This is a genomic window from Skermanella mucosa (assembly GCF_016765655.2).
Taxonomy (GTDB): Bacteria; Pseudomonadota; Alphaproteobacteria; order Azospirillales; family Azospirillaceae; genus Skermanella; species Skermanella mucosa.
Genome location: NZ_CP086106.1, coordinates 3,967,075 through 3,985,145 on the forward strand (window position 1 = coordinate 3,967,075; position 18,071 = coordinate 3,985,145).

Here is an 18,071-nt window from a genome sequence, read left to right on the forward strand (position 1 = left end):
GGACCGACTTGAATCAGGGTTCTTTCGAAGGAGGCTTTCCGATGCCATCGTCCGATGACTGGCAGATTCCCCCCGAATTCCAGCCGGACCCGGGTGCGGTGGCCTTTGACCTGGATCGCGCCCTCTCCTCGGTCGTGGCCTTGCGGGCCAGCGTTCCCGACGACGCTTTCACGGCGGAAACCCTGGGGACGCAGAGGGCGGGGCAAGGCGCCGTGATCCGCGAGGACGGCTTGGTGCTGACCATCGGCTACCTGGTCGCCGAGGCGGAGGAGGTGTGGCTCACGACCAACGACGGCCGCGCGGTAAAGGGCCATGTCCTGGCCTACGATTTCGACAGCGGCTTCGGCATCGTCCAGGCGCTGTCGCCGCTCGGGGTGCCGGCGCTGCCCCTGGGGAACTCCCGCCGGGCGTCGGTGGGCGAGCACGTGGTGGTCGGCGGGGCCGGCGGCCGGATCCATTCGCTTGCCGCACGGGTGGCCGCCCGGCAGGAATTCGCGGGTTACTGGGAATACCTGCTCGACGACGCCATTTTCACGGTGCCGGCACACCCGAACTGGGGCGGCACGGCGCTGCTGGGAACGCAGGGCGAACTGCTCGGCATCGGGTCGCTCCAGTTGCAGTCACGGGATTCCGGCGGTCGCCTCGTTCCGCTCAACATGAGCGTGCCGATCGACCTGCTGAAGCCGATCCTGGACGATATGCTGAGGCTCGGCCGCTCCAGCGGACCCTCCCGGCCCTGGCTCGGGCTCTACGCCACCGAGGACGAGCGCGACCGCGTCGTGCTTGCCGGGCTGGCGGGCGACGGCCCGGCCCGGCGGGCGGAACTCCGCGCCGGCGACATCGTGCGCGCCATCGCGGGAAAGCCGATCCAATCCCTGGCAGGGTTCTACCGCTCCCTCTGGTCGCTCGGCCCGGCGGGCATCGACGTGCCGCTCACCGTGGAGCGCGAGGGCGACGTGTTCGAGCTCCGCGTCGGCTCCGCCGACCGCAGCCGTTTCCTGAAGCCCAACAGGCTGCATTGACGGCACCCAAGTCGCGGTTGTCGCGTAACGGCCGGCCGATTCAGGTGTTCACATCATACGACCACCCGGATCGGAGCCGCCTGTGCGCGTCGCGCTGTTCATCACCTGCTACAATGACACGCTGTTTCCGCAGACGGGCATCGCCACCGTCCGCCTGCTGGAGCGGCTGGGCCATACCGTCGAGTTCCCGGAGGATCAGACCTGCTGCGGTCAGATGCACTCCAACACGGGCTACGGCGACGAGGCCATCCCGCTGATAAGGCGTTTCGTCAAGTCGTTCCGGGACGCCGAGGTCATCGTCTCGCCCTCGTCGTCCTGCGTTTCCAACATCCGCACGGCCTGGCTCCGCACCCTGGCCGACACCGGCGACGAGACGCTGAAGCGCGACGTGGCCGAACTGGTGCCGCGGGTGTTCGAGCTGTCCCAGTTCCTGGTCGAGCGGCTCGGGATCGACGACGTAGGGGCCTATTATCCCCGCCGCGTCACCTACCACCCGACCTGCAACTCGCTGCGCGCCCTGAAAGTCGGCGAGGCGCCGATGAGGCTGCTCGCCAAGGTGCGCGGACTCGACCTCGTCGAATTGCCGGACGCGCGGGAATGCTGCGGCTTCGGCGGCACCTTCGCGGTCAAGAACGAGGACACCTCGGTCGCCATGCTGTCGGACAAGATGCGCTCGGTCCTGGGCACCCGGGCGGAGGTCTGCACCGCCCTGGACAGTTCGTGCCTGATGCATATCGGCGGCGGGCTGCACCGGCTGCGCAGCGGCGTGCGAACCGTCCATCTGGCGGAAATCCTGGCTTCAACGGAAAAGGACTTCATGCATGGCGAGCGCCGCTGAGCCGCACACCTTCCCGCAGCTGGCGAAGCGCGCGGTCGCCGACACCCAGCTCCGGCGCAACATCGGCAACGCCACCCAGACCATCCGAACCAAACGCGCCGGCGTCGTCGCCGAGGTGCCGGACTGGGAAGAGCTGCGCGAGGCCGGCCGCTCCCTGAAGGAGCACACGCTGCGCAACCTGGACCGCTACCTGGTCCAGTTGGAGGAGGCGGTGACCAAGGCCGGCGGGCAGGTCCACTGGGCGCGCGACGGCGCCGAGGCCAAGCGCATCGTCACCGAGATCGCCAAACGCCACTCCGCCAAGGAGGTGATCAAGGTCAAGTCGATCACGACCGAGGAGATCAAGCTGAACGAGGCGCTGGAGGCCGCCGGTATCCGACCATTCGAGACCGACCTGGCCGAATTGATCATCCAGCTCGGCGACGACGTCTCCTCCCACATCCTGGTGCCCGCGATCCACCGCAACCGCGCCGAGATCCGCGAACTGTTCATGAGAAAGCTGGGGTTGGCCGAGCTGTCGGATCGCCCGTCCGACCTGACCGCCGCGGCGCGGACATATCTGCGCGAGAAGTTCCTGACCGTGCCCATGGCGGTCAGCGGGGCCAATTTCGGCATCTGCGACACGGGCACCATCTGCGTCGTGGAGTCGGAGGGGAACGGCCGCATGTGCCTGACGCTGCCCAAGGTCCTGGTCAGCGTGATGGGGATCGAGAAGCTGGTCCCGACCTGGGAGGACATGGAAGTGTTCCTCCAGCTCCTGCCGCGGTCCTCCACCGGCGAGCGGATGAACCCCTACAACTCGCTTTGGACCGGCGTCACGCCGGGAGACGGCCCGCAGGAATTCCATCTGGTGCTGCTCGACAACCGCCGCACCGACGTGCTGGCCGACAGGACAGGGCGGCAGACGCTCAATTGCATCCGGTGCAGCGCCTGCCTGAACGTCTGCCCCGTCTATGCCCGGACGGGCGGCCATGCCTATCATTCCGAATACCAGGGGCCGATCGGCGCGATCCTCACCCCGCAGCTCCACGGGATGGACGAGGCGGCCTCGCTCCCCTTCGCCTCGACTCTGTGCGGCGCCTGCTACGAGGTCTGCCCGGTCAAGATCAACATCCCCGAAGTGCTGGTGCATCTGCGCACCAGGGCGGTCGCCCGAAGCGGATTCAACATGGAGAAGCTGGCCATGGGAGCCGCGATCCGGATGTTCGACAATCCCGGCCTGCTGGAGACGGCGCAGAAGATCGCCCGCGTGGCGCAGCGGCCGTTCGTCAGCGACGGCTACATCACGGGCGGGGTGGGTCCGCTGCGCCAGTGGACCAGGGCCCGCGACCTGCCCGCCATCCCTGCCCAGAGTTTCCGCGACTGGTGGAGGACACGCCGGTGAGCGGCGCGCGCGAGGAGATCCTGGGCCGCATCCGGGGAGCCCTGGCCGGTGATCCCGCCGGGGAGGTCGCGGTGGCCCGCGGCTACCGGAAGACTTCCGACCTGTCGGGTGCCGCCCTGGCCGACCGCTTCGCCGAGCGGGCCGAGGCCTACAAGGCGACCGTGCGGCGGGTCGATGCCGCCGGCGCCACGGAGGCGATCCGGCGGCTCCAGGGGCGTTTCGTCGTGCCCGCGGACTTGGCGGACTCCTGGCTTCCGGCCGAGTTCGTGCGGGACGACGGGAATCTCGCTCACCGCGAGCTGGACGCCGTAGCCGGCGTGATCACCGGCTGCGCCATCGCCATCGCCGAGACCGGGACCATCGTCCTGGATGCCGGGGCGGAACAGGGGCGCCGGGCGATCACCCTGCTGCCCGACTTCCATGTCTGCATCGTCCCGGTCGAGCGGATCGTCGGGTCGGTACCCGAGGCCATCCGGGCGCTGCGCGGCTCCCTGCCCCGCCCCCTGACCTTCATGTCGGGACCGTCGGCCACCTCCGACATCGAGCTGAACCGGGTCGAGGGCGTCCACGGTCCGCGGCGGCTGGAGATCCTGATCGTCGGGGCGGCCTAGCGGTCCCGCACAATATTTTTTGATGACGTTCGGCGAACCGGAGTGCGGTAGGTCGGCCTTCGGCCGAGGCCGACCTACGATAGATCAATCAAAAACACTGCGCCGAGCCAGTAGCGGAGCCGGGCTGCCGGGGCCAAGGATCCGCGCCTGGGCGCCGCTTGCCTCCCGCCACCCGGAAGACCGGCATCTCCAGGTTGACACCCTTCAACTGGGCCATCCGGCGCTCGACGGCGAAGGGTTCCAGCAGTTCCCCGACGCCGGGATAATCATGGACGTCTCCGGTCAGGTAGATCTCCTCTGCCTGGGCAAGGCTTTGCACCCGCGCCGCGATGTTCACCGCCTGGCCGAAGTAATCGAGCTGGTTGTTCGACGTGACCGCGATCGACGCCCCCTTGTGAAGCCCGATCTTCAGGATCAGCGGCCGGTCCACATGGTCGCGGTTGAACCGGTCCATCTCGTCCAGCATGGCGACCGCGGCGCTGACCGCGTCGCGCGGGTTCAGGAAGGCCGCCATTACGGCGTCGCCGATGGTCTTGATCACGGTGCCGCCGTTGGCGACGGTGACGTCCTGGATCCGGTCGAAATGCTGCTGCACCAGGGAAAAGGCGCTGAGATCGCCGATCCTGTCATACAGGGCCGTGGAGCTCTTCAGGTCGGTGAACAGCAGCGTGATGTCCTTGACCCCGATCCCCTCCGTCGCCCGGATCAGCTCGGACCGGAACAGGGTGCGGAAGGTCTGGGTGGTCAGCAGCCGCTTGCCGGTGAGGAACGGCCTGAACCGGATGTCCGGGTGGGAGAATCCCGGCGAAGTCAGGGTCAGGCCGAACAGGCGGCGCCTCGGCGAGGCGTTCCGGATTTCCAGCACGATCCGGCCGGGAGCGATCCGGCCCGTCGCCGGCGCGCTGGACCTGTCCTGATACTCGAAGGTGAGCGGCTGCGGCGCGGGCGGCGCGTCCTTGGCGACGGTGAATTCGAAGCCGTCGCCGGCATCGAAATCCCACCCCAGCAGGTTTCCCTCCCCGACATCGATCTCGATCCGCTCGACCGCGTGCGGCGGTATGAAACGAACCTCCGGGGTGGCCTGGGCGAAGTGGGCGATCCAGGGCTCTCCGTCCGGCGTCACGCCGTCCAGCGTGACTCGGCATTCGAAGCAGTAATCCCGCGCCGGCAGGCTGTCCGGATCATGGTACCTGATCCGACGGACATTGGCGCACACCGTGAACGTTACGGTGATGTAGTCGTCCAGGACAGCTTCGTAATCGGTGCGGCACAGGGCGCAGCGATAATGCTTTTCGAGCGTGCGCAGGCTGCCGAAGCTCTCGACGATGCAGGCGCACATCGGGCAGACCAGGAGCCAGTCCATCTCGAACAGGCCGAGCGAGGACGCGTGAAGGAACAGGTCGATCGCTTCCGCCTCCGCGACGCCCCGTTCGGCGGCGAAGGCCAGAGGGTTGATCCGGTAAAGGTCCCGGTCGTCGGCGGTCCGCAGGAAGCCTTCCAGCTTCGACATGACCCGCGGGCTCCAGGTCCGCGCCGTTTCGAGCGTTGCGAGGCGCCTGTCCAGTTCCGCCTCGTCGATCCCCGTCTTCATGGTTTCCCCCGTTCGAATGATCGTTACCGAGGACTCCCTGCCTCCGCAGAGAACAAAACATGAACTTCATTCTACATCACCGGTCCCGATGCACCAGTGCTCAATGGGGGCGGTGACCGGATCTGCTGATCCGGGATCGCGGAGCATGCTCAGGTGCCGGCCGGCGGGGCCTCCTTCATTTTCTGCTTCGCCTGGCGGTATTGTTCCTTGAACGCCGCCTTCAGGGCCTGCTTGCTCATCCGGCCATCCTGCTTGAAATAGGTCTCGGCCGTGTGGCCCACGGCATAGGTCACGGCCGCGCACAGAACCGCGTCCGCCGCCATGGCCGGAATCGTCCCCAGGCCGGTGAGCTTGAGGGCGTCGTTGACGAACTTGCCGCCCGCGAGCAGCAGGCCGGTCGAAAGCCCCATTCCCCTCAGGATCTGAAACAGCAATCCCTTGGCCTTGTCCTTGTCCCACAGATGGCCATAGGCCCGGCCGATGAACGTGATCATCGTCATGTTGATCATCACGAGTGCCACCCAGGAGACGGCGGGCCATGCGCCCCAGAAGGCGGCCTGCGCGGTCGCGTGGTTGATGATCGTCCCGGCCCGTTCCTCCGGCGTCCGGGTATCGTCGTCAGCTTCCTCGAAGCTCTTGTCGATCTCCTCGGGTTTGGGTTCGGGTTCGGGCGGTTTCTCCGTGGCCATCACGCTCCCTCGCCCCTTGCGGATGCCGGCTTGCGGTCGCCTGTCTCCTCGGCCACTTCGCTGACCGCCTCGGCCAGGGTTTCGAGCACGTCGGCGAGCTGGCCGGGCGGCAATTCCTCGGCCTCCATTCCGGCGGCCTCCAGCATGCGGACCACTTCGTCGGGGTCGAGATTCCGGGTCAGGATCTCGAGGTGATCGCCGTCGAGCGATGCCAAGGCCTCGCTCACGGCATCGCCGGCAACGCCGAAATGGCCTCGCAGGGTTTCGACCAGTTGGTCGAATTCGATCATCGCTGTCTCCTACTCATGGTCGGCAAGTGTTCCGGCCAAGACATCTGTTTCCATGCGTTGGGCCGTGGCCCGACGCATCGCGGAACTTGAGGTGCCCCCCGGGCGCTCCCGAGAAAAGGATAGGGGCTGTACCAAGGTCGGTTGAAACAACATCAGGTTCAGCATGTTGGCATGAGGAGCGATCGTAAATTATCCGGTGACCCATGACGGACCTTTTGCAGCCCGCCACGGCGGACGCCCCTTTCGATTGGCATTTTCCGGTTCGTCCGGATTGGCATGACGGGACGGACACGCTTTCCCGTCCCGCGGATGACGGATATGCGCGATGCTGGCAGGCGATCCTGGCGGATCTGCTGGACCAGGCGCTGACGGTGGACACCTTCATCGAGACGGCCCGGCAGGCCTTCGGCGAGGACTGCACCGTGGTCGCGCCCGGCGAAGGCATCTCGATGCAGCAATTCGTGCCGCCCCGGCGGATCATCATCACGAACATGGCCGATGACATGGTCACGGGAGCCGCCTGCTATTAGCCGGCCCGCCCGCCCCGGACGGGAGACCTGACCGGGGCCGGCAGCCGGCGTGAGATCAGGGCTGGCCGGCGGTCCCGCCGACCTCGTTCGCCGGAGTCTGCATGTCCGAGGCCACGGGACCGCCCTCGCCGGCCGTGCCGGAAAGCTTGGCGGCGATCTCCGCGACGTGCCGTCCCTGGAATCGCGCTCCATCCAGCTCGTTTTGGCTGGGCTGGCGCGAGCCGTCGCCGCCGGCCAGGGTGCTGGCGCCGTAGGGCGTTCCGCCGCTGACCTCGTCCAGGCGGGTCTGTCCGGGGTAGCTGTAGGGCAGTCCCACGATGATCATGCCGTGGTGCATCAGGTTCGTGATGATCGAGAACAGGGTGGTTTCCTGCCCGCCATGCTGGGAGGCGGTGCTGGTGAAAGCGCTGCCTACCTTGCCGACCAACGCCCCCTTGACCCAAAGGCCGCCCGTCTGGTCCCAGAAGTTCGCCATCTGGGACGTGATGCGGCCATAGCGGGTGGGCGAGCCAACGATGATGGCGTCGTAATCGCCGAGTTCGCTCGGGCTGGCGATGGGAGCCGCCTGGTCCAGCTTCATGTGGGCGTTGCGGGCGACGTCCTCGGGGACGAGTTCCGGCACCCGCTTGACCGCGACCTCCGACCCCGGCACCGACCGGGCTCCCTCGGCGATGGCGTTCGCCATCTGCTCGATATGACCATAGCTCGAATAATACAGCACCAGCACTTTCGGCATCGACCAACATCCTCTCGAAGACAACGGAGACCGTCCGGCGCCGATCAGGGGCGACGCCGGCCTGCCGTGACAACCGCCGCTGTTTCTCTTTGTTCCTGATCGGGCACCGGGACGAAGACACCCCGAAAGGCCGCCCCGCCGTCGAGACCATGCCGGACGCGCGTTGTTGAGAAGAACGAGCCTCGCGGCATCTCCCTGGAAGGAAGCGACGGGGGAGAAGAAGCGATAGGGGAGGAAACGATGGAACGCAGGTTTGTCTGGCCGGCTGTCTGCTGCGTTGGTCTTGCCCTTGCCGTGATCGGATTGGTTTGGGCCTTCGGCGATCATGCAGGGGTAAGCCTGACCGCCGGCTGGGCGGCGGCACTTGCCGTCGCCGCCACGATGGCGCTCGGAATCGGTCTGATGGCGGTCATCTTCTATGGCCGGCGAAGCCGGCGCGACCGGGCGGTGGACCGGACGACCCGAAGGGACGATTGACCCGCCGCCGGGCGGGTCTCGTCTTCGTGGAATCGACCGTCAGTAGCGCCCCGGCATGCCGCTGCCGCCGCCCATCTGGTCTCCGCTCCCGCCGTCTTGCCGGGTAGCGCCATAGGCCTTGATCTCGGCGTCGAGCTCCATGCGGCGGCGCCCCTGCGGGGAATCGTCCGGCGCGTCGCGAAGCTGCTGGAACTCCTTCATGGCCTTCTCGAACTCTTCGGTACTGCTGATCGGCATGTCTCGCTCCAATTTCGGGTCTCCCTATCCTCAACAGATATGGCGACGAAACGGCGAGGCGATTTTTTCTCAGCCGTCGATGTAATGCGGTTCCGGACGGTGGTGCAGGTCCTCGTAATGGACCAGGACAGGCTTGCCGAGCGGGACCGGCCGGCCGTCGCGCCAGGTCCATTCCCCCCGGTCGCAATCGGCCGCCCGGACATAGCCGTTGATGTAGAGCCGCCGGTCATGGCCGGACCGGTTGGCGGCCGCCCCATGAATCATGTACGGGTGCCACAGGCCGACGTCGCCCGGCTCCATCGCGAAATCGACCAGCTTGGCGGGGTCGAGGCCGTAGCGCTCCAGCGCCTCCTCCGCGATGCCGGACCCCAGGATGCTCGCCCGCGGCATCAGGTCCAGGTCGCCGAGCAGGTGGCTGCCGGGATAAAGGCGCATGGCTCCGCTCTCGGCGGTATGCGGGTCCACGGCAAGGCCGGTCTGCACGTAGGAGTCGGACAGGTTCCGGTAAGCCTCGCGCGGGCGGCGGAACCGGCTGTCCTGGTGGAAGGCGTAGTCGCCGCCGGCCGCCCCCGGCGGTTTCCAATGCAACTGGTTGATGATCTGCTTGAGATCGCCTCCCAGGAGCGGCTCGATCAGCCGGAGCATGCGATCGTCCTGGCGGAACGCGTTCAGCACCGGATCGCCGTAGGACGGCCACTGCACCATGCGCACGGTATGGCCCAGGTTCCCGTCGTCGGCGACGCGGACATGGAAGTTGCCGTGACGGAAACTGCTGGGATGCTTCAGCCCGGCCTGGAACTGGCGGTCGAAGGCTTCCGACAGCGTCGCCACGTCCCTGGCGGTGAAGACGCCCCGCACGACGACGAACCCGTCACGGCGATAGGCATCCCGAAGCTCGGATGCGGACGGCAGGGGCATGGTCGGCGTCTCCGGTCGAAGGACGGCACTCCCCAATTTCTCGCATTTCATACCGTGCCGTCAATCATCCCGCGTGCATCCTTCCTGCGGTACATCCCAATCGCCGATCGCTCCCGATTGTCCGAGCCCGACATGGGATGCTTCCGCGCTTCGGGAGGTTTCTTGCGGAAACCGCACCCGTCCGGCTTTCGCCCCGGACTCCAGGCACGGGCAAGGAATTAACACTATTGCATCGAAGAATACGACTATACTTCGCGCGGCCGCGAGCATCTACTTTGATGCGGGCGGGAGCCGTCGATACCTGCTCTTCATGATTGCAGACCCATGATCCAGCGATGACGGTTGCCCGGATGCCCACCGAACGGATCGCCCACGCCGGGCTGGCAAGGCTGCCGCCTCACGGTCCCTGCCCGCCACGGCATCGGACACCAGGCGCCGGGACGGTTGGGCATCGCATCCTCCCGGCCTGCGGATAATCAACAAAGACAAGGGAGTTATGAATGTCCAGGGATGGTTTATTCCTGTCGCGCCGCGAGATGCTGATCGGAGCCTCCGCGGCAGGTGTCGTGGGAAGCCTGGCGGGGCCGCTGGGAAGCCCCGCTTTCGCCCGGGCGCCGATGCTCGATACCCAGGCTCCGTATTTCTATCGGTTCAAGGTGGGCGACGCCCAGGGGACCATCGTGTCGGACGGCACCCTGCCGCTGGGCGATCCCCGCAAGAATTTCACCGGCCTCTCCGAAGAGGAGATCCAGCGCCAGCTCCACGATAATTTCCTGCCGAGCGACAACGCCGTGCTGGAGCAGAACGTGCTCGTGCTCAATACCGGCGACAGGCTCGTGCTGTTCGACACCGGCATGGGAAGCCTTCGGCTTTTCGGGCCGACCACGGGCAAGCTGATGAACAGCCTGAAACAGGCCGGTATCGATCCGAAGGATATCGACGCCGTGGTGATGTCGCACGCCCATATCGACCATTGCGGCGGCTGCATGGCCGACGACGGCACGCGAAATTTCCCGAACGCGGAATATTACATCACCCAGGCCGACTACGAGTTCTGGACAGACGAAACCAAGGTGCCGGCCCAGTTCAAGGTCTTCCTGGATACCGCCGTCAAGAACCTCACGCCCAACCGCGACCGGATAAAGTTCATCAAGGACGGCGAGGAGTTCCTGCCCGGCATCCATGCGATCCTGGCCCCGGGTCACACCGTCGGGCACACGATCTTCATGATCAATTCCGGCAACAGCTCACTGTGCTACATCGCGGACCTGGCCCATCACCCGGTCCTGCTGCTGGAAAAACCGCTGACCGAGTTCATGTACGACACCGACCCAAAGCAGTCGGCCCAGTCGCGCATGAAGATGCTGAGCATGCTGGCGGCGAACCGGACCCCTATCCTCGCGTACCATTTCGCGTGGCCGGGCATCGGCCATGTCGCGAAGCAGGGCGATGGTTTCCGCTACCATCCCCAGGGCATGAAAATGGAACTCTGACAGGCGCAATGCCGGCCAAGCCCGTCCTTGGCCGGCCCCTGCCGACCAGCCGAAGGCGTCCGAAGACGGTGGAGCCTGCCGGATCAGAGCAGGAACATGGATTTCTCGACGGCCGCGATCCCGAAGACCTGGATTTCGAAGTCCGCCCGGCCGTCACCGTTCACGTCGCCCTGCACGAGCTTGAAATTCTTGACCTTCGACCATGCCAATGTCCCGGCGGTCCGGCCGAGGGACGCTTCCCCGATGAAGGTGAAGGCCTGGTTTCCTGCTGCGGCCGTTTTGGCGTCGATACCCGTCAGGTCGATGCGATCGACGCCGCGTTCGAAATCGAGGATGCTGTCCCGCTGTCCCCAGCCGGGGGCGCTGTCCCTGGCCGCTTTGAAGACGAACCGGTCGGCTCCGCTGCCGCCGTAGAGCCGGTCCATGCCCGCGCCGCCCGTCAGGACGTCGTTACCCTCGGCGCCCTTGAGAATATCCTTGCCGATGCCGCCATCGAGGATGTCGCTACCGCTGCCTCCGTACAAGTGGTCGTTGCCGTCGCCGCCGAACAGACTGTCGTTGCCGTCCAGGCCGTGCAGCTTGTCGGAACCGTCCCCGCCGCGGATCGTATTGGCCTCCTTGTTTCCCCGGCCGGTCACCCCGGCGGATGCCGTGACGGTGAGGTTCTCCACCGACGAAGGCAAGGTCCAGGAGATCGAGGACAGGACGGTGTCCCGCCCCTCGCCGGCATGCTCTTCGATCCGGTCGCCCGCATTGTCGACCACGAAGGTATCGTCGCCGGAACCGCCGATCATCCGGTCGGCACCGGTCCCGCCGTCGAGAGTATCGTTGCCGCTGCCGCCGGAGAGATGGTCAGCCCCTCCCTTGCCGGACAGGGTGTCGTTCCCCGCGTTGCCGACAAGCACGCCGGGGTCGTCGTCGCTGGTCAGGCGGTCCGCGTAGGGAGAACCGAGCACGTTGTCGATCCCGCTCAGTCGGTCGTCGCCACCGCCGCCGCTGGCCCGGCCGAGGGAGAGATCGACGACCACTCCCGATTTCACCCAGCTGTAGTCCACCAGATCCCGGTCGTAGTCACCTTTGAACACATCGTCCGCGGCGGTCCCGCGGAAGGCGTTGGAAGACGACAGTTCTCCATTGTCGTATCCGGAGCGGTCGAAGTTGAGGCCCACCTCCCCCGCCGACACGAAGCCGGCGGTCCCCACCTTGATCGACCCGGAATAGGGGTGGTTCGGAAAGGTTATGGTGTCGCCCTTGCGAACCGCGCCGTCCAGCCAGGCCGAGGGATAGACCGAATTGTACTCGGCTCTCTGGCCGGGCTGCTCGGTGACCAGCACGTTCTTGAAGGAGATCGGATACTTTTGGTCGCCGGGCTGTGAAAAGTAATACAACCAGGATTTCGCGTCGCCGCCCGGCAGCTTCCGCATCTCGACGTTTTCGAGGGTCACGGAGCCGATCGGATCCCTGGGCTGCAGGAACAGGCCCTGGTAGGTCGTCGTACCGGTGACATTGTAGAACTTGAGATCCCCGACCGGCCCCTGTGGTTGGAAAACGTCGCCGTGGACCCCGTAATAGCTGCCCTTCACGTTTTCGATCAGGGAGTTCTGCAGGGTGAAGTCCGCCCGCTTGCCGGCGGCGCTGTAGAAATTGATCGCGTCCTTCCCCCCGGCGTACCGATGGTCGATATGCACGCCCTCGACATGGACCGACCCGTTCACCTTGGTGAAGTTGAGGGTGCCGGCCGCGGAGCTGTGCGATTTCGGTTCGAACTTGCCGCCGATCAGGACGATATTGTTCCCGCCGGTCGTCTGCAGCCGATCCAGCGTCCTTACCTCGTCCGAAGCGATGAACAGGACGTCTTCGTCGCTATCGAAGGTCCACACGGTTCTTGACCCTGTCTTGCTCAGATCAATCACAGTGTGGTTCGGCTTGAGGACAGGAGCATCCCAACGTTTCGCCGGACTTTGAGACATGCTGAACACCTGAAACAGAATAAATGGTTCCGTCAGGTTGCGTTCTACGGGTTAACAATACCTCTATCGATTTTTCTATTAACCATAATACCGCTGTGTACATCGGCAAGGGCCTCTAACACTGGCGCTGACGATGCATGGTTTCAATCAATCCTTATAAAATACCGCCTTTTGCGGCGAGTAGTCAGCGGAGATCGGAATTCCGAGTGTCGTGGGATCGGCGGCGGGGTATGCTGACGCAGAAAGGCCCCGCGCTTTGGGAAGCGCGGGGCAGTGCGAGGTTTGAGCGCGGTACCGCATCGCGCCGCCAGCACCATCCGACAGGAGTTGCTAACAGTTTGTTAACCATAATTATGCGGAATTTTATCATTTTTTTGTAGCCGGCTTCTCACACGGACAGGCCTATAAGGATATGGTCCAGAGCGTCCTACCGATCCGGCATTTACAGGGGTGAATGGTGTGGAAATCGAAGAGCGTACTGAAGATATGTTGTTGTTCGCCTACGTGGATGGCGAATTGGACGAGGATCAGCGGCAGCTGGTCGAGGAATTGATCGCCAAGGATCCGGATGTGAGCAATCGGATCTTGCAGATCCGCGAGCTGAGCAGGCTGATCAAGGCCGCATATGACGAAGACGGCGACGAACCCGTCTGAGCGGCAGCGCCGCCAATCCCTTACCAACCAGATAGCGTCCCTTACAAATCCAGTTTCCGTATCAGGGTCAACCGGGCACGAAGCAGGCGATCCTTGACCGTAGAAGCCGAGATGCCAAGTTTTTGGGCGGCATCCTGATAACTCATGCCCTGTACGCAAACCAGCATGAGAACTTCCCGATCATCGGCAGGCAACGCCCCCACAACCATTCTGACCTGCTGTGATGACGATGGATGGCACTGGTATTTGCTCGGTCTCTCCATCACGTCGCTCATTATTTTCCGTCCAGGGTAGACCAGCGCATAAAACGATTGAACAACAATTCAATCATATTGATACACAGTTATTCCCTGATTTGGAAACATATTTAGAAAGTTTGCCGCTATCTCAAAAGCGTAATCCGATGGAACTTTCCGCGGCATGTTGGCGGTATGCATAAACGCCGTATTGGGCAAGACTCCACGAAGGAGAGCGCACAGCCTTGCCCTATTTTTCCCGCCCCGCGAGGGATCACTTCACGGGCGGGGTCGGCAGGATCGTCAGCTCATGCACATCCACGCCCGGCGGCTGGGAAAGGGCGTAGATGACGCTGCGGGCGATGTCTTCCGGTTGCAGGGCATCGGATTGGGGAGCATCGAAAAAGGGAGTGTTCACCATCCCCGGCTCGATCAGGGTAACCCGGACTCCGCTGCCGCGCAGTTCCTCCCTCAGACCGTATCCGATGGCCGAAACGGCCCATTTGGTCGCCGCGTACATCGACCCGGCCAGGACCCGCCGCCCCGCGACGGACCCGGTGATCACCACATGGCCGCGTGCTTTCCTGACATGCTCCAGCACCGTCCGCAGCGTGTAGGCGACCCCGAGGATGTTGACGTCCACCATCTTCCGCCAACTCTCCGGGGGCGCCCCGGAGAAGCCCCCGGGCTCGCCGCCGGTGCCGGCATTGGCGAAGACGGCGTCGATGCGGCCGAACCGCGAGACGGCGGCGTCCACCATCCGTTGCTGGTCCTGGAAGTCGGTGACGTCGCAAGCCACGGCGCAGGCCCGATCCTCGCCGATCTCCCGGACCAGGGCTTCGAGCTTTTCGGCGGACCGCGCCGCCAGCACGAGAGTCCAGCCGGCTTCGGCGGCGGCGCGCGCCGTCGCGGCGCCGATGCCGCTGGAAGCTCCGGTGATGAGAAGGACCTTGGCATCGGGCATGTGCTTGTCTCCTGCTGTCGCGGCCCCGCCGCACCCCATGGGGCGGGAATGGTGAAACGCGCGGGTCCGGAGACCGGTTCCGAAGACCGCTTCCGAAGACCGCTTCCGAAGGCATGGGTTATCAGCCCGCCGCCCTGCCTCGCACCCGAAGGCTGGCTTCGGTCGCCCGGCGCACCAGTTCCGCCGTGTCGATCGACGTCAGCCGGCCGTTCCGCTTGAGGATCCGGCCATCGACCATGACCATGTCGATGTCCGCCGGACGGGCGGAATGGACCACGAGATGGGCCATGTCGGTCGCCGGCGCCGTATGGACCCCGCCGGTGCCTATCATGATCAGGTCGGCGCGCTTGCCGGCAGCGAGCGACCCGGTGCGATCCGACAGGCCGAGCGAGCGGGCGCCCTCCAGCGTGCCCAGTTCGAGCGCCCGCTTGGCGGTCATGCCGGCTTCCCGCTCCGCTTGGCCGTTGAACAGGTTGTGGGTGATCTTCATGACTTCCAGCATGTCGGCCCTGCCGGTCAGCGGCGTCGTGTCGACCGACAGCCCGGTGGTGACGCCGCCGTCCAGGAACGCCTTGATCGGCGGGACGCCGTAGCCGATGGTCATCTCGGAATAGGGTGAAACCGTCAGGACGGCCTTGCTGTCCGCCAGCATCCCGATCTCGGCGGGTGAGGCGTGCGTGGCGTGTACGACCTGAAACCCCTCGTGCAGCAGGCCGAGACGGTCCAACGCCGCCACGTGCCCGTGGTCGGCAGGGGTCGAGTTGGCGTGGAGGGTGACGGGAAGCCCGCGCTCCCGTGCGGCATCGTAGTCGGCCCTATAGACGGCGGGTTCGACCGGGACGATCCGGCTGGCGCCACCCTCGGTCACGACCGCCTGGACGCCGCGCCAGCCGAGGCCGAGGGAGAGCAGGCCGTCGTTTCCGAATTCCTGCCACTGGTCGTGCAATCGTATGAAATCGGCGACGTCCAGCGGCTGCTGCGGCGACAGCGGACGATAGGGACCATAGGAGAAGCGGCCGCGGATGCCGCTGTCCGCCAGCGCCCGAAGGTCGCTGCGGGCATGCCGGGGCGTGCGGATATTGTGGCACCAGTCATGGACGGTGGTGATGCCCGCGTCGATCGCCTCTGCGGCCGACAGCAGCGTGGCGATATACATGTCCTCCGGATCGAACGCCGACCCGATCTTCGACACGACCTGGAAATAGCCGTTGCCCTGGGTTCCGGTCGCCATGTTGCGCATCAGCGACGTCCACATGTGCCAGTGGGTGTCGACGAAGCCGGGGGCCACGATGAAGCCGGCGCCCTCGATGATCTCGGCGGACGGCGCCGCGAGATCCTTTCCGACGGCGACGATCACCCCGTCCCGGACATGGACATCGCCTTCGGGAACATCGCCCGCGGCGGCATCCAGGGTAAGCACATGGGCGCCCCGGATGATGAACTCGCCCCGACGGGAAGGCTGGTGGACAAGCTGGCCGGACCCGGCGCCACCCGTTTGAGCGAAGGTCGAGCGGAACGGCATCATCGCCGTGCCGAACGCCAGCCCGCCCAGGAAGGAGCGGCGGCTCACCGCGAGGCGGCGCGGACCGGGGAAACTGCAGCAGTCACAATGCATCACGGACCTTTCGAGAGAAGATGACGGGCATCGTCTCCCCTCAGATCTGAGGCTGGATCGGTCCGTTTCCAGTTCGAAGGCATCTCCCGGTACCATATTCGGCCCGGGGCCTGCCGATGCCGGTCAGGCGGATGCCTCAGCCCTTGGCGTTCTGGTCGGCTTCCCGGATCGCTGCCTCGTGATACCAGCCGCTGCCGGAAGCACCTTCGAAGACCGGCGCCGAAGCCGGATCCGCCGCCGCCTTCGCTTCTTCGGCAAAACTGCGGAGCCGTGCGCCGGCTCTTGCGGGGAACTTGATTATCTTCGCCGATTGGAAACCAGGGCTCATGGTCATTGTTTACATCTCCTTAAAACAGGCCCCCAAAATTAGGCTACCGCCGTCAGAGTATATAATGTCGCACCCGCAGGGTTTGCACCCTTTTGTGCAAACAGCTGCATTTAAAATCACTGTTTGCCTATTTTGTCAGCACTTGGATGTTTGCACAGTTCCTTGGCACCGGTCCGGCACGGAAGGCCTTCTCCGAGGCCGCACCGTGCCCGACTTGGTTTTTCAGAAGGATTTGGGACGATCCCCACAGGTTGCCGGCGCAGTCATGACCGAGGCCGGAGCCGTTCCCGGCCACCGCACGGGCTGGCATGCCGAGTGCAATGAGTAATGACGCGTTGGTGGGCGCCTGTGCCTTCCGGCGGCAGGAAGCGCTGCACCGGTTTCTCAAACAACATGTCCAACACCTGATGAGAGACCCGCAATGACCAAGTATAAGCTGGAGTACATCTGGCTCGACGGGTACACTCCGGTCCCCAATCTGCGCGGCAAGACGCAGATCAAGGAATATGCAGACTTCCCCACGCTCGATCAGCTTCCCCTGTGGGGCTTCGACGGCAGTTCGACCAAGCAGGCGGAGGGCAGCAGCTCCGACTGCGTCCTGAAGCCCGTCCGCATCTTCCCGGACAGCGAGCGCAAGAACGGCGCGATCGTCCTGTGCGAAGTCATGATGCCCGACGGCGAGACCCCCCATCCGTCAAACATGCGGGCGACCATCCTGGATGACGAGGGCGCCTGGTTCGGTTTCGAGCAGGAATACTTCTTCTACAAGAACGGCCGGCCGCTCGGCTTCCCCGAGACTGGGTATCCCGCGCCGCAGGGTCCCTATTACACCGGCGTCGGCTACAGCAAGGTCGGCGACGTGGCCCGCAGGATCGTCGAGGAGCATCTCGACATCTGCCTGGCCGCGGGCATCAACCACGAGGGCATCAACGCCGAGGTGGCGAAGGGTCAGTGGGAATTCCAGATCTTCGGCAAGGGCTCCAAGCGCGCCGCCGACGAGATGTGGGTCGCCCGGTACCTGCTGGAGCGGCTGACCGAGAAGTACGGCATCGACATCGAATACCACTGCAAGCCGCTCGGCCAGACCGACTGGAACGGCTCCGGCATGCATGCCAACTTCTCCACCGCCTTCATGCGCGAGACCGGCGGCAAGGAATATTTCGAAAAGCTGATGGCCGCCTTCGAGACGGCGAAGGACGACCACATCGCGGTCTACGGCCCGGACAACCACATGCGGCTGACCGGCAAGCACGAGACCCAGTCGATCCACACCTTCAGCTATGGCATCGCCGACCGCGGCGCCTCGATCCGCGTGCCGCACAGCTTCGTCCGCAACGGGTACCGGGGCTATCTGGAAGATCGCCGCCCCAACTCCCAGGGCGACCCGTACCAGATCGCCTCCCAGATCCTGAAGACCGTCGCGACCGTTCCGACAGGCGCCGAAGCGGACGTTTCGGCCGCCGCCTGAGCGTCAGCCGCGGCGTGGAT

20 protein-coding genes are annotated in these 18,071 nt (G+C 65.0%); 9 read left to right on the forward strand and 11 right to left on the reverse strand.

The window, feature by feature from the left end; genetic code table 11:
• Positions 1-41: 41 nt before the first annotated feature.
• The 4 genes from JL100_RS18370 (at position 42) to JL100_RS18385 (ending at position 3,855) form a co-directional block, all read left to right on the forward strand.
• The gene (locus tag JL100_RS18370; protein ID WP_202678994.1) at positions 42-1,022 is read left to right on the forward strand and encodes a S1C family serine protease; all 981 of its coding nucleotides are present in this window, start codon (positions 42-44) and stop codon (positions 1,020-1,022) included.
• Positions 1,023-1,104: 82 nt separating this feature from the next.
• Positions 1,105-1,860: a (Fe-S)-binding protein gene (locus tag JL100_RS18375; protein WP_202678995.1), complete on the forward strand. Its 756-nt coding sequence runs from the start codon at positions 1,105-1,107 to the stop codon at positions 1,858-1,860.
• The gene (locus JL100_RS18380; protein WP_202678996.1) at positions 1,844-3,244 is read left to right on the forward strand and encodes a LutB/LldF family L-lactate oxidation iron-sulfur protein; all 1,401 of its coding nucleotides are present in this window, start codon (positions 1,844-1,846) and stop codon (positions 3,242-3,244) included. The genes JL100_RS18375 and JL100_RS18380 overlap by 17 nt, the downstream gene beginning before the upstream one ends.
• Positions 3,241-3,855, forward strand: a complete 615-nt coding sequence (locus JL100_RS18385; protein ID WP_202678997.1) for a LutC/YkgG family protein — start codon at positions 3,241-3,243, stop codon at positions 3,853-3,855. The genes JL100_RS18380 and JL100_RS18385 overlap by 4 nt, the downstream gene beginning before the upstream one ends.
• Positions 3,856-3,943: 88 nt before the next feature.
• Here JL100_RS18385 and JL100_RS18390 read toward each other — a convergent pair whose 3' ends face one another.
• The 3 genes from JL100_RS18390 to JL100_RS18400 all read right to left on the reverse strand — a co-directional run bounded on the left by JL100_RS18390 (position 3,944) and on the right by JL100_RS18400 (position 6,425).
• Positions 3,944-5,446: an adenylate/guanylate cyclase domain-containing protein gene (locus JL100_RS18390; RefSeq protein WP_202678998.1), complete on the reverse strand. Its 1,503-nt coding sequence runs from the start codon at positions 5,444-5,446 to the stop codon at positions 3,944-3,946.
• A gap of 149 nt (positions 5,447-5,595) precedes the next feature.
• The gene (locus tag JL100_RS18395; protein ID WP_202678999.1) at positions 5,596-6,135 is read right to left on the reverse strand and encodes a DUF697 domain-containing protein; all 540 of its coding nucleotides are present in this window, start codon (positions 6,133-6,135) and stop codon (positions 5,596-5,598) included.
• Positions 6,135-6,425 (reverse strand): hypothetical protein, encoded by a 291-nt coding sequence (locus JL100_RS18400; RefSeq protein ID WP_202679000.1) that lies wholly within the window; start codon positions 6,423-6,425, stop codon positions 6,135-6,137. The genes JL100_RS18395 and JL100_RS18400 overlap by 1 nt, the downstream gene beginning before the upstream one ends.
• 203 nt (positions 6,426-6,628) lie before the next feature.
• On the opposite strand from JL100_RS18400, the gene JL100_RS18405 reads away from it, so the two are divergent.
• A complete protein-coding gene (locus JL100_RS18405) occupies positions 6,629-6,955 on the forward strand; it encodes a hypothetical protein (protein ID WP_202679001.1) in 327 nt (108 codons plus the stop codon).
• Positions 6,956-7,010: 55 nt separating this feature from the next.
• Here the strand turns inward: JL100_RS18405 and wrbA are convergent, their stop codons facing one another.
• On the reverse strand, positions 7,011-7,691 hold the full coding sequence (gene wrbA, locus JL100_RS18410) for an NAD(P)H:quinone oxidoreductase (protein ID WP_202679002.1): 681 nt from the start codon (positions 7,689-7,691) through the stop codon (positions 7,011-7,013).
• Positions 7,692-7,931: 240 nt separating this feature from the next.
• Here wrbA and JL100_RS18415 point away from each other — a divergent pair, with 240 nt between their 5' ends.
• On the forward strand, positions 7,932-8,168 hold the full coding sequence (locus JL100_RS18415; RefSeq protein ID WP_202679003.1) for a hypothetical protein: 237 nt from the start codon (positions 7,932-7,934) through the stop codon (positions 8,166-8,168).
• A gap of 39 nt (positions 8,169-8,207) precedes the next feature.
• Here the strand turns inward: JL100_RS18415 and JL100_RS18420 are convergent, their stop codons facing one another.
• On the reverse strand, positions 8,208-8,405 hold the full coding sequence (locus JL100_RS18420) for a hypothetical protein (protein ID WP_201079073.1): 198 nt from the start codon (positions 8,403-8,405) through the stop codon (positions 8,208-8,210).
• A gap of 69 nt (positions 8,406-8,474) precedes the next feature.
• On the reverse strand, positions 8,475-9,323 hold the full coding sequence (locus JL100_RS18425; RefSeq protein ID WP_202679004.1) for a phytanoyl-CoA dioxygenase family protein: 849 nt from the start codon (positions 9,321-9,323) through the stop codon (positions 8,475-8,477).
• Positions 9,324-9,823: 500 nt separating this feature from the next.
• On the opposite strand from JL100_RS18425, the gene JL100_RS18430 reads away from it, so the two are divergent.
• The gene (locus JL100_RS18430; protein ID WP_202679005.1) at positions 9,824-10,816 is read left to right on the forward strand and encodes an MBL fold metallo-hydrolase; all 993 of its coding nucleotides are present in this window, start codon (positions 9,824-9,826) and stop codon (positions 10,814-10,816) included.
• Positions 10,817-10,899: 83 nt separating this feature from the next.
• Here the strand turns inward: JL100_RS18430 and JL100_RS18435 are convergent, their stop codons facing one another.
• Positions 10,900-12,696, reverse strand: coding sequence for a calcium-binding protein (locus JL100_RS18435; RefSeq protein WP_202679006.1), 1,797 nt, complete (start codon positions 12,694-12,696; stop codon positions 10,900-10,902).
• Between the two features lie 549 nt (positions 12,697-13,245).
• Between JL100_RS18435 and JL100_RS18440 the strand changes: the two genes are divergently transcribed.
• On the forward strand, positions 13,246-13,440 hold the full coding sequence (locus JL100_RS18440; RefSeq protein WP_202679007.1) for an anti-sigma factor family protein: 195 nt from the start codon (positions 13,246-13,248) through the stop codon (positions 13,438-13,440).
• Between the two features lie 41 nt (positions 13,441-13,481).
• Here JL100_RS18440 and JL100_RS18445 read toward each other — a convergent pair whose 3' ends face one another.
• From JL100_RS18445 to JL100_RS18460, 4 genes are all read right to left on the reverse strand, one after another.
• A complete protein-coding gene (locus tag JL100_RS18445) occupies positions 13,482-13,715 on the reverse strand; it encodes an RNA polymerase sigma factor (protein WP_202679008.1) in 234 nt (77 codons plus the stop codon).
• Between the two features lie 235 nt (positions 13,716-13,950).
• Entirely contained in the window at positions 13,951-14,640 is a 690-nt protein-coding gene (locus tag JL100_RS18450; RefSeq protein ID WP_202679009.1) for an SDR family oxidoreductase, read from the reverse strand.
• 121 nt (positions 14,641-14,761) lie between these two features.
• Complete coding sequence (locus JL100_RS18455) at positions 14,762-16,255, reverse strand: amidohydrolase family protein (RefSeq protein ID WP_202679010.1); 1,494 nt, start codon at positions 16,253-16,255, stop codon at positions 14,762-14,764.
• Between the two features lie 136 nt (positions 16,256-16,391).
• Entirely contained in the window at positions 16,392-16,589 is a 198-nt protein-coding gene (locus tag JL100_RS18460; RefSeq protein ID WP_202679011.1) for a DUF2735 domain-containing protein, read from the reverse strand.
• A gap of 415 nt (positions 16,590-17,004) precedes the next feature.
• Here JL100_RS18460 and JL100_RS18465 point away from each other — a divergent pair, with 415 nt between their 5' ends.
• Complete coding sequence (locus JL100_RS18465) at positions 17,005-18,051, forward strand: glutamine synthetase beta-grasp domain-containing protein (RefSeq protein WP_202679012.1); 1,047 nt, start codon at positions 17,005-17,007, stop codon at positions 18,049-18,051.
• Positions 18,052-18,071 lie beyond the last annotated feature (20 nt).

What these genes read in the sequence shown, in the direction of transcription:
- JL100_RS18465 (WP_202679012.1), top strand. Translation starts at nt 17,005, where the DNA reads ATGACCAAGTATAAGCTGGAGTACATCTGGCTCGACGGGTACACTCCG.
- wrbA (WP_202679002.1), bottom strand. Translation starts at nt 7,691, where the DNA reads ATGCCGAAAGTGCTGGTGCTGTATTATTCGAGCTATGGTCATATCGAG.
- JL100_RS18420 (WP_201079073.1), bottom strand. Translation starts at nt 8,405, where the DNA reads ATGCCGATCAGCAGTACCGAAGAGTTCGAGAAGGCCATGAAGGAGTTC.
- JL100_RS18460 (WP_202679011.1), bottom strand. Translation starts at nt 16,589, where the DNA reads ATGACCATGAGCCCTGGTTTCCAATCGGCGAAGATAATCAAGTTCCCC.
- JL100_RS18430 (WP_202679005.1), top strand. Translation starts at nt 9,824, where the DNA reads ATGTCCAGGGATGGTTTATTCCTGTCGCGCCGCGAGATGCTGATCGGA.
- JL100_RS18445 (WP_202679008.1), bottom strand. Translation starts at nt 13,715, where the DNA reads ATGAGCGACGTGATGGAGAGACCGAGCAAATACCAGTGCCATCCATCG.
- JL100_RS18425 (WP_202679004.1), bottom strand. Translation starts at nt 9,323, where the DNA reads ATGCCCCTGCCGTCCGCATCCGAGCTTCGGGATGCCTATCGCCGTGAC.
- JL100_RS18400 (WP_202679000.1), bottom strand. Translation starts at nt 6,425, where the DNA reads ATGATCGAATTCGACCAACTGGTCGAAACCCTGCGAGGCCATTTCGGC.
- JL100_RS18415 (WP_202679003.1), top strand. Translation starts at nt 7,932, where the DNA reads ATGGAACGCAGGTTTGTCTGGCCGGCTGTCTGCTGCGTTGGTCTTGCC.
- JL100_RS18380 (WP_202678996.1), top strand. Translation starts at nt 1,844, where the DNA reads ATGGCGAGCGCCGCTGAGCCGCACACCTTCCCGCAGCTGGCGAAGCGC.
- JL100_RS18405 (WP_202679001.1), top strand. Translation starts at nt 6,629, where the DNA reads ATGACGGACCTTTTGCAGCCCGCCACGGCGGACGCCCCTTTCGATTGG.
- JL100_RS18370 (WP_202678994.1), top strand. Translation starts at nt 42, where the DNA reads ATGCCATCGTCCGATGACTGGCAGATTCCCCCCGAATTCCAGCCGGAC.
- JL100_RS18450 (WP_202679009.1), bottom strand. Translation starts at nt 14,640, where the DNA reads ATGCCCGATGCCAAGGTCCTTCTCATCACCGGAGCTTCCAGCGGCATC.
- JL100_RS18455 (WP_202679010.1), bottom strand. Translation starts at nt 16,255, where the DNA reads ATGCATTGTGACTGCTGCAGTTTCCCCGGTCCGCGCCGCCTCGCGGTG.
- JL100_RS18390 (WP_202678998.1), bottom strand. Translation starts at nt 5,446, where the DNA reads ATGAAGACGGGGATCGACGAGGCGGAACTGGACAGGCGCCTCGCAACG.
- JL100_RS18395 (WP_202678999.1), bottom strand. Translation starts at nt 6,135, where the DNA reads ATGGCCACGGAGAAACCGCCCGAACCCGAACCCAAACCCGAGGAGATC.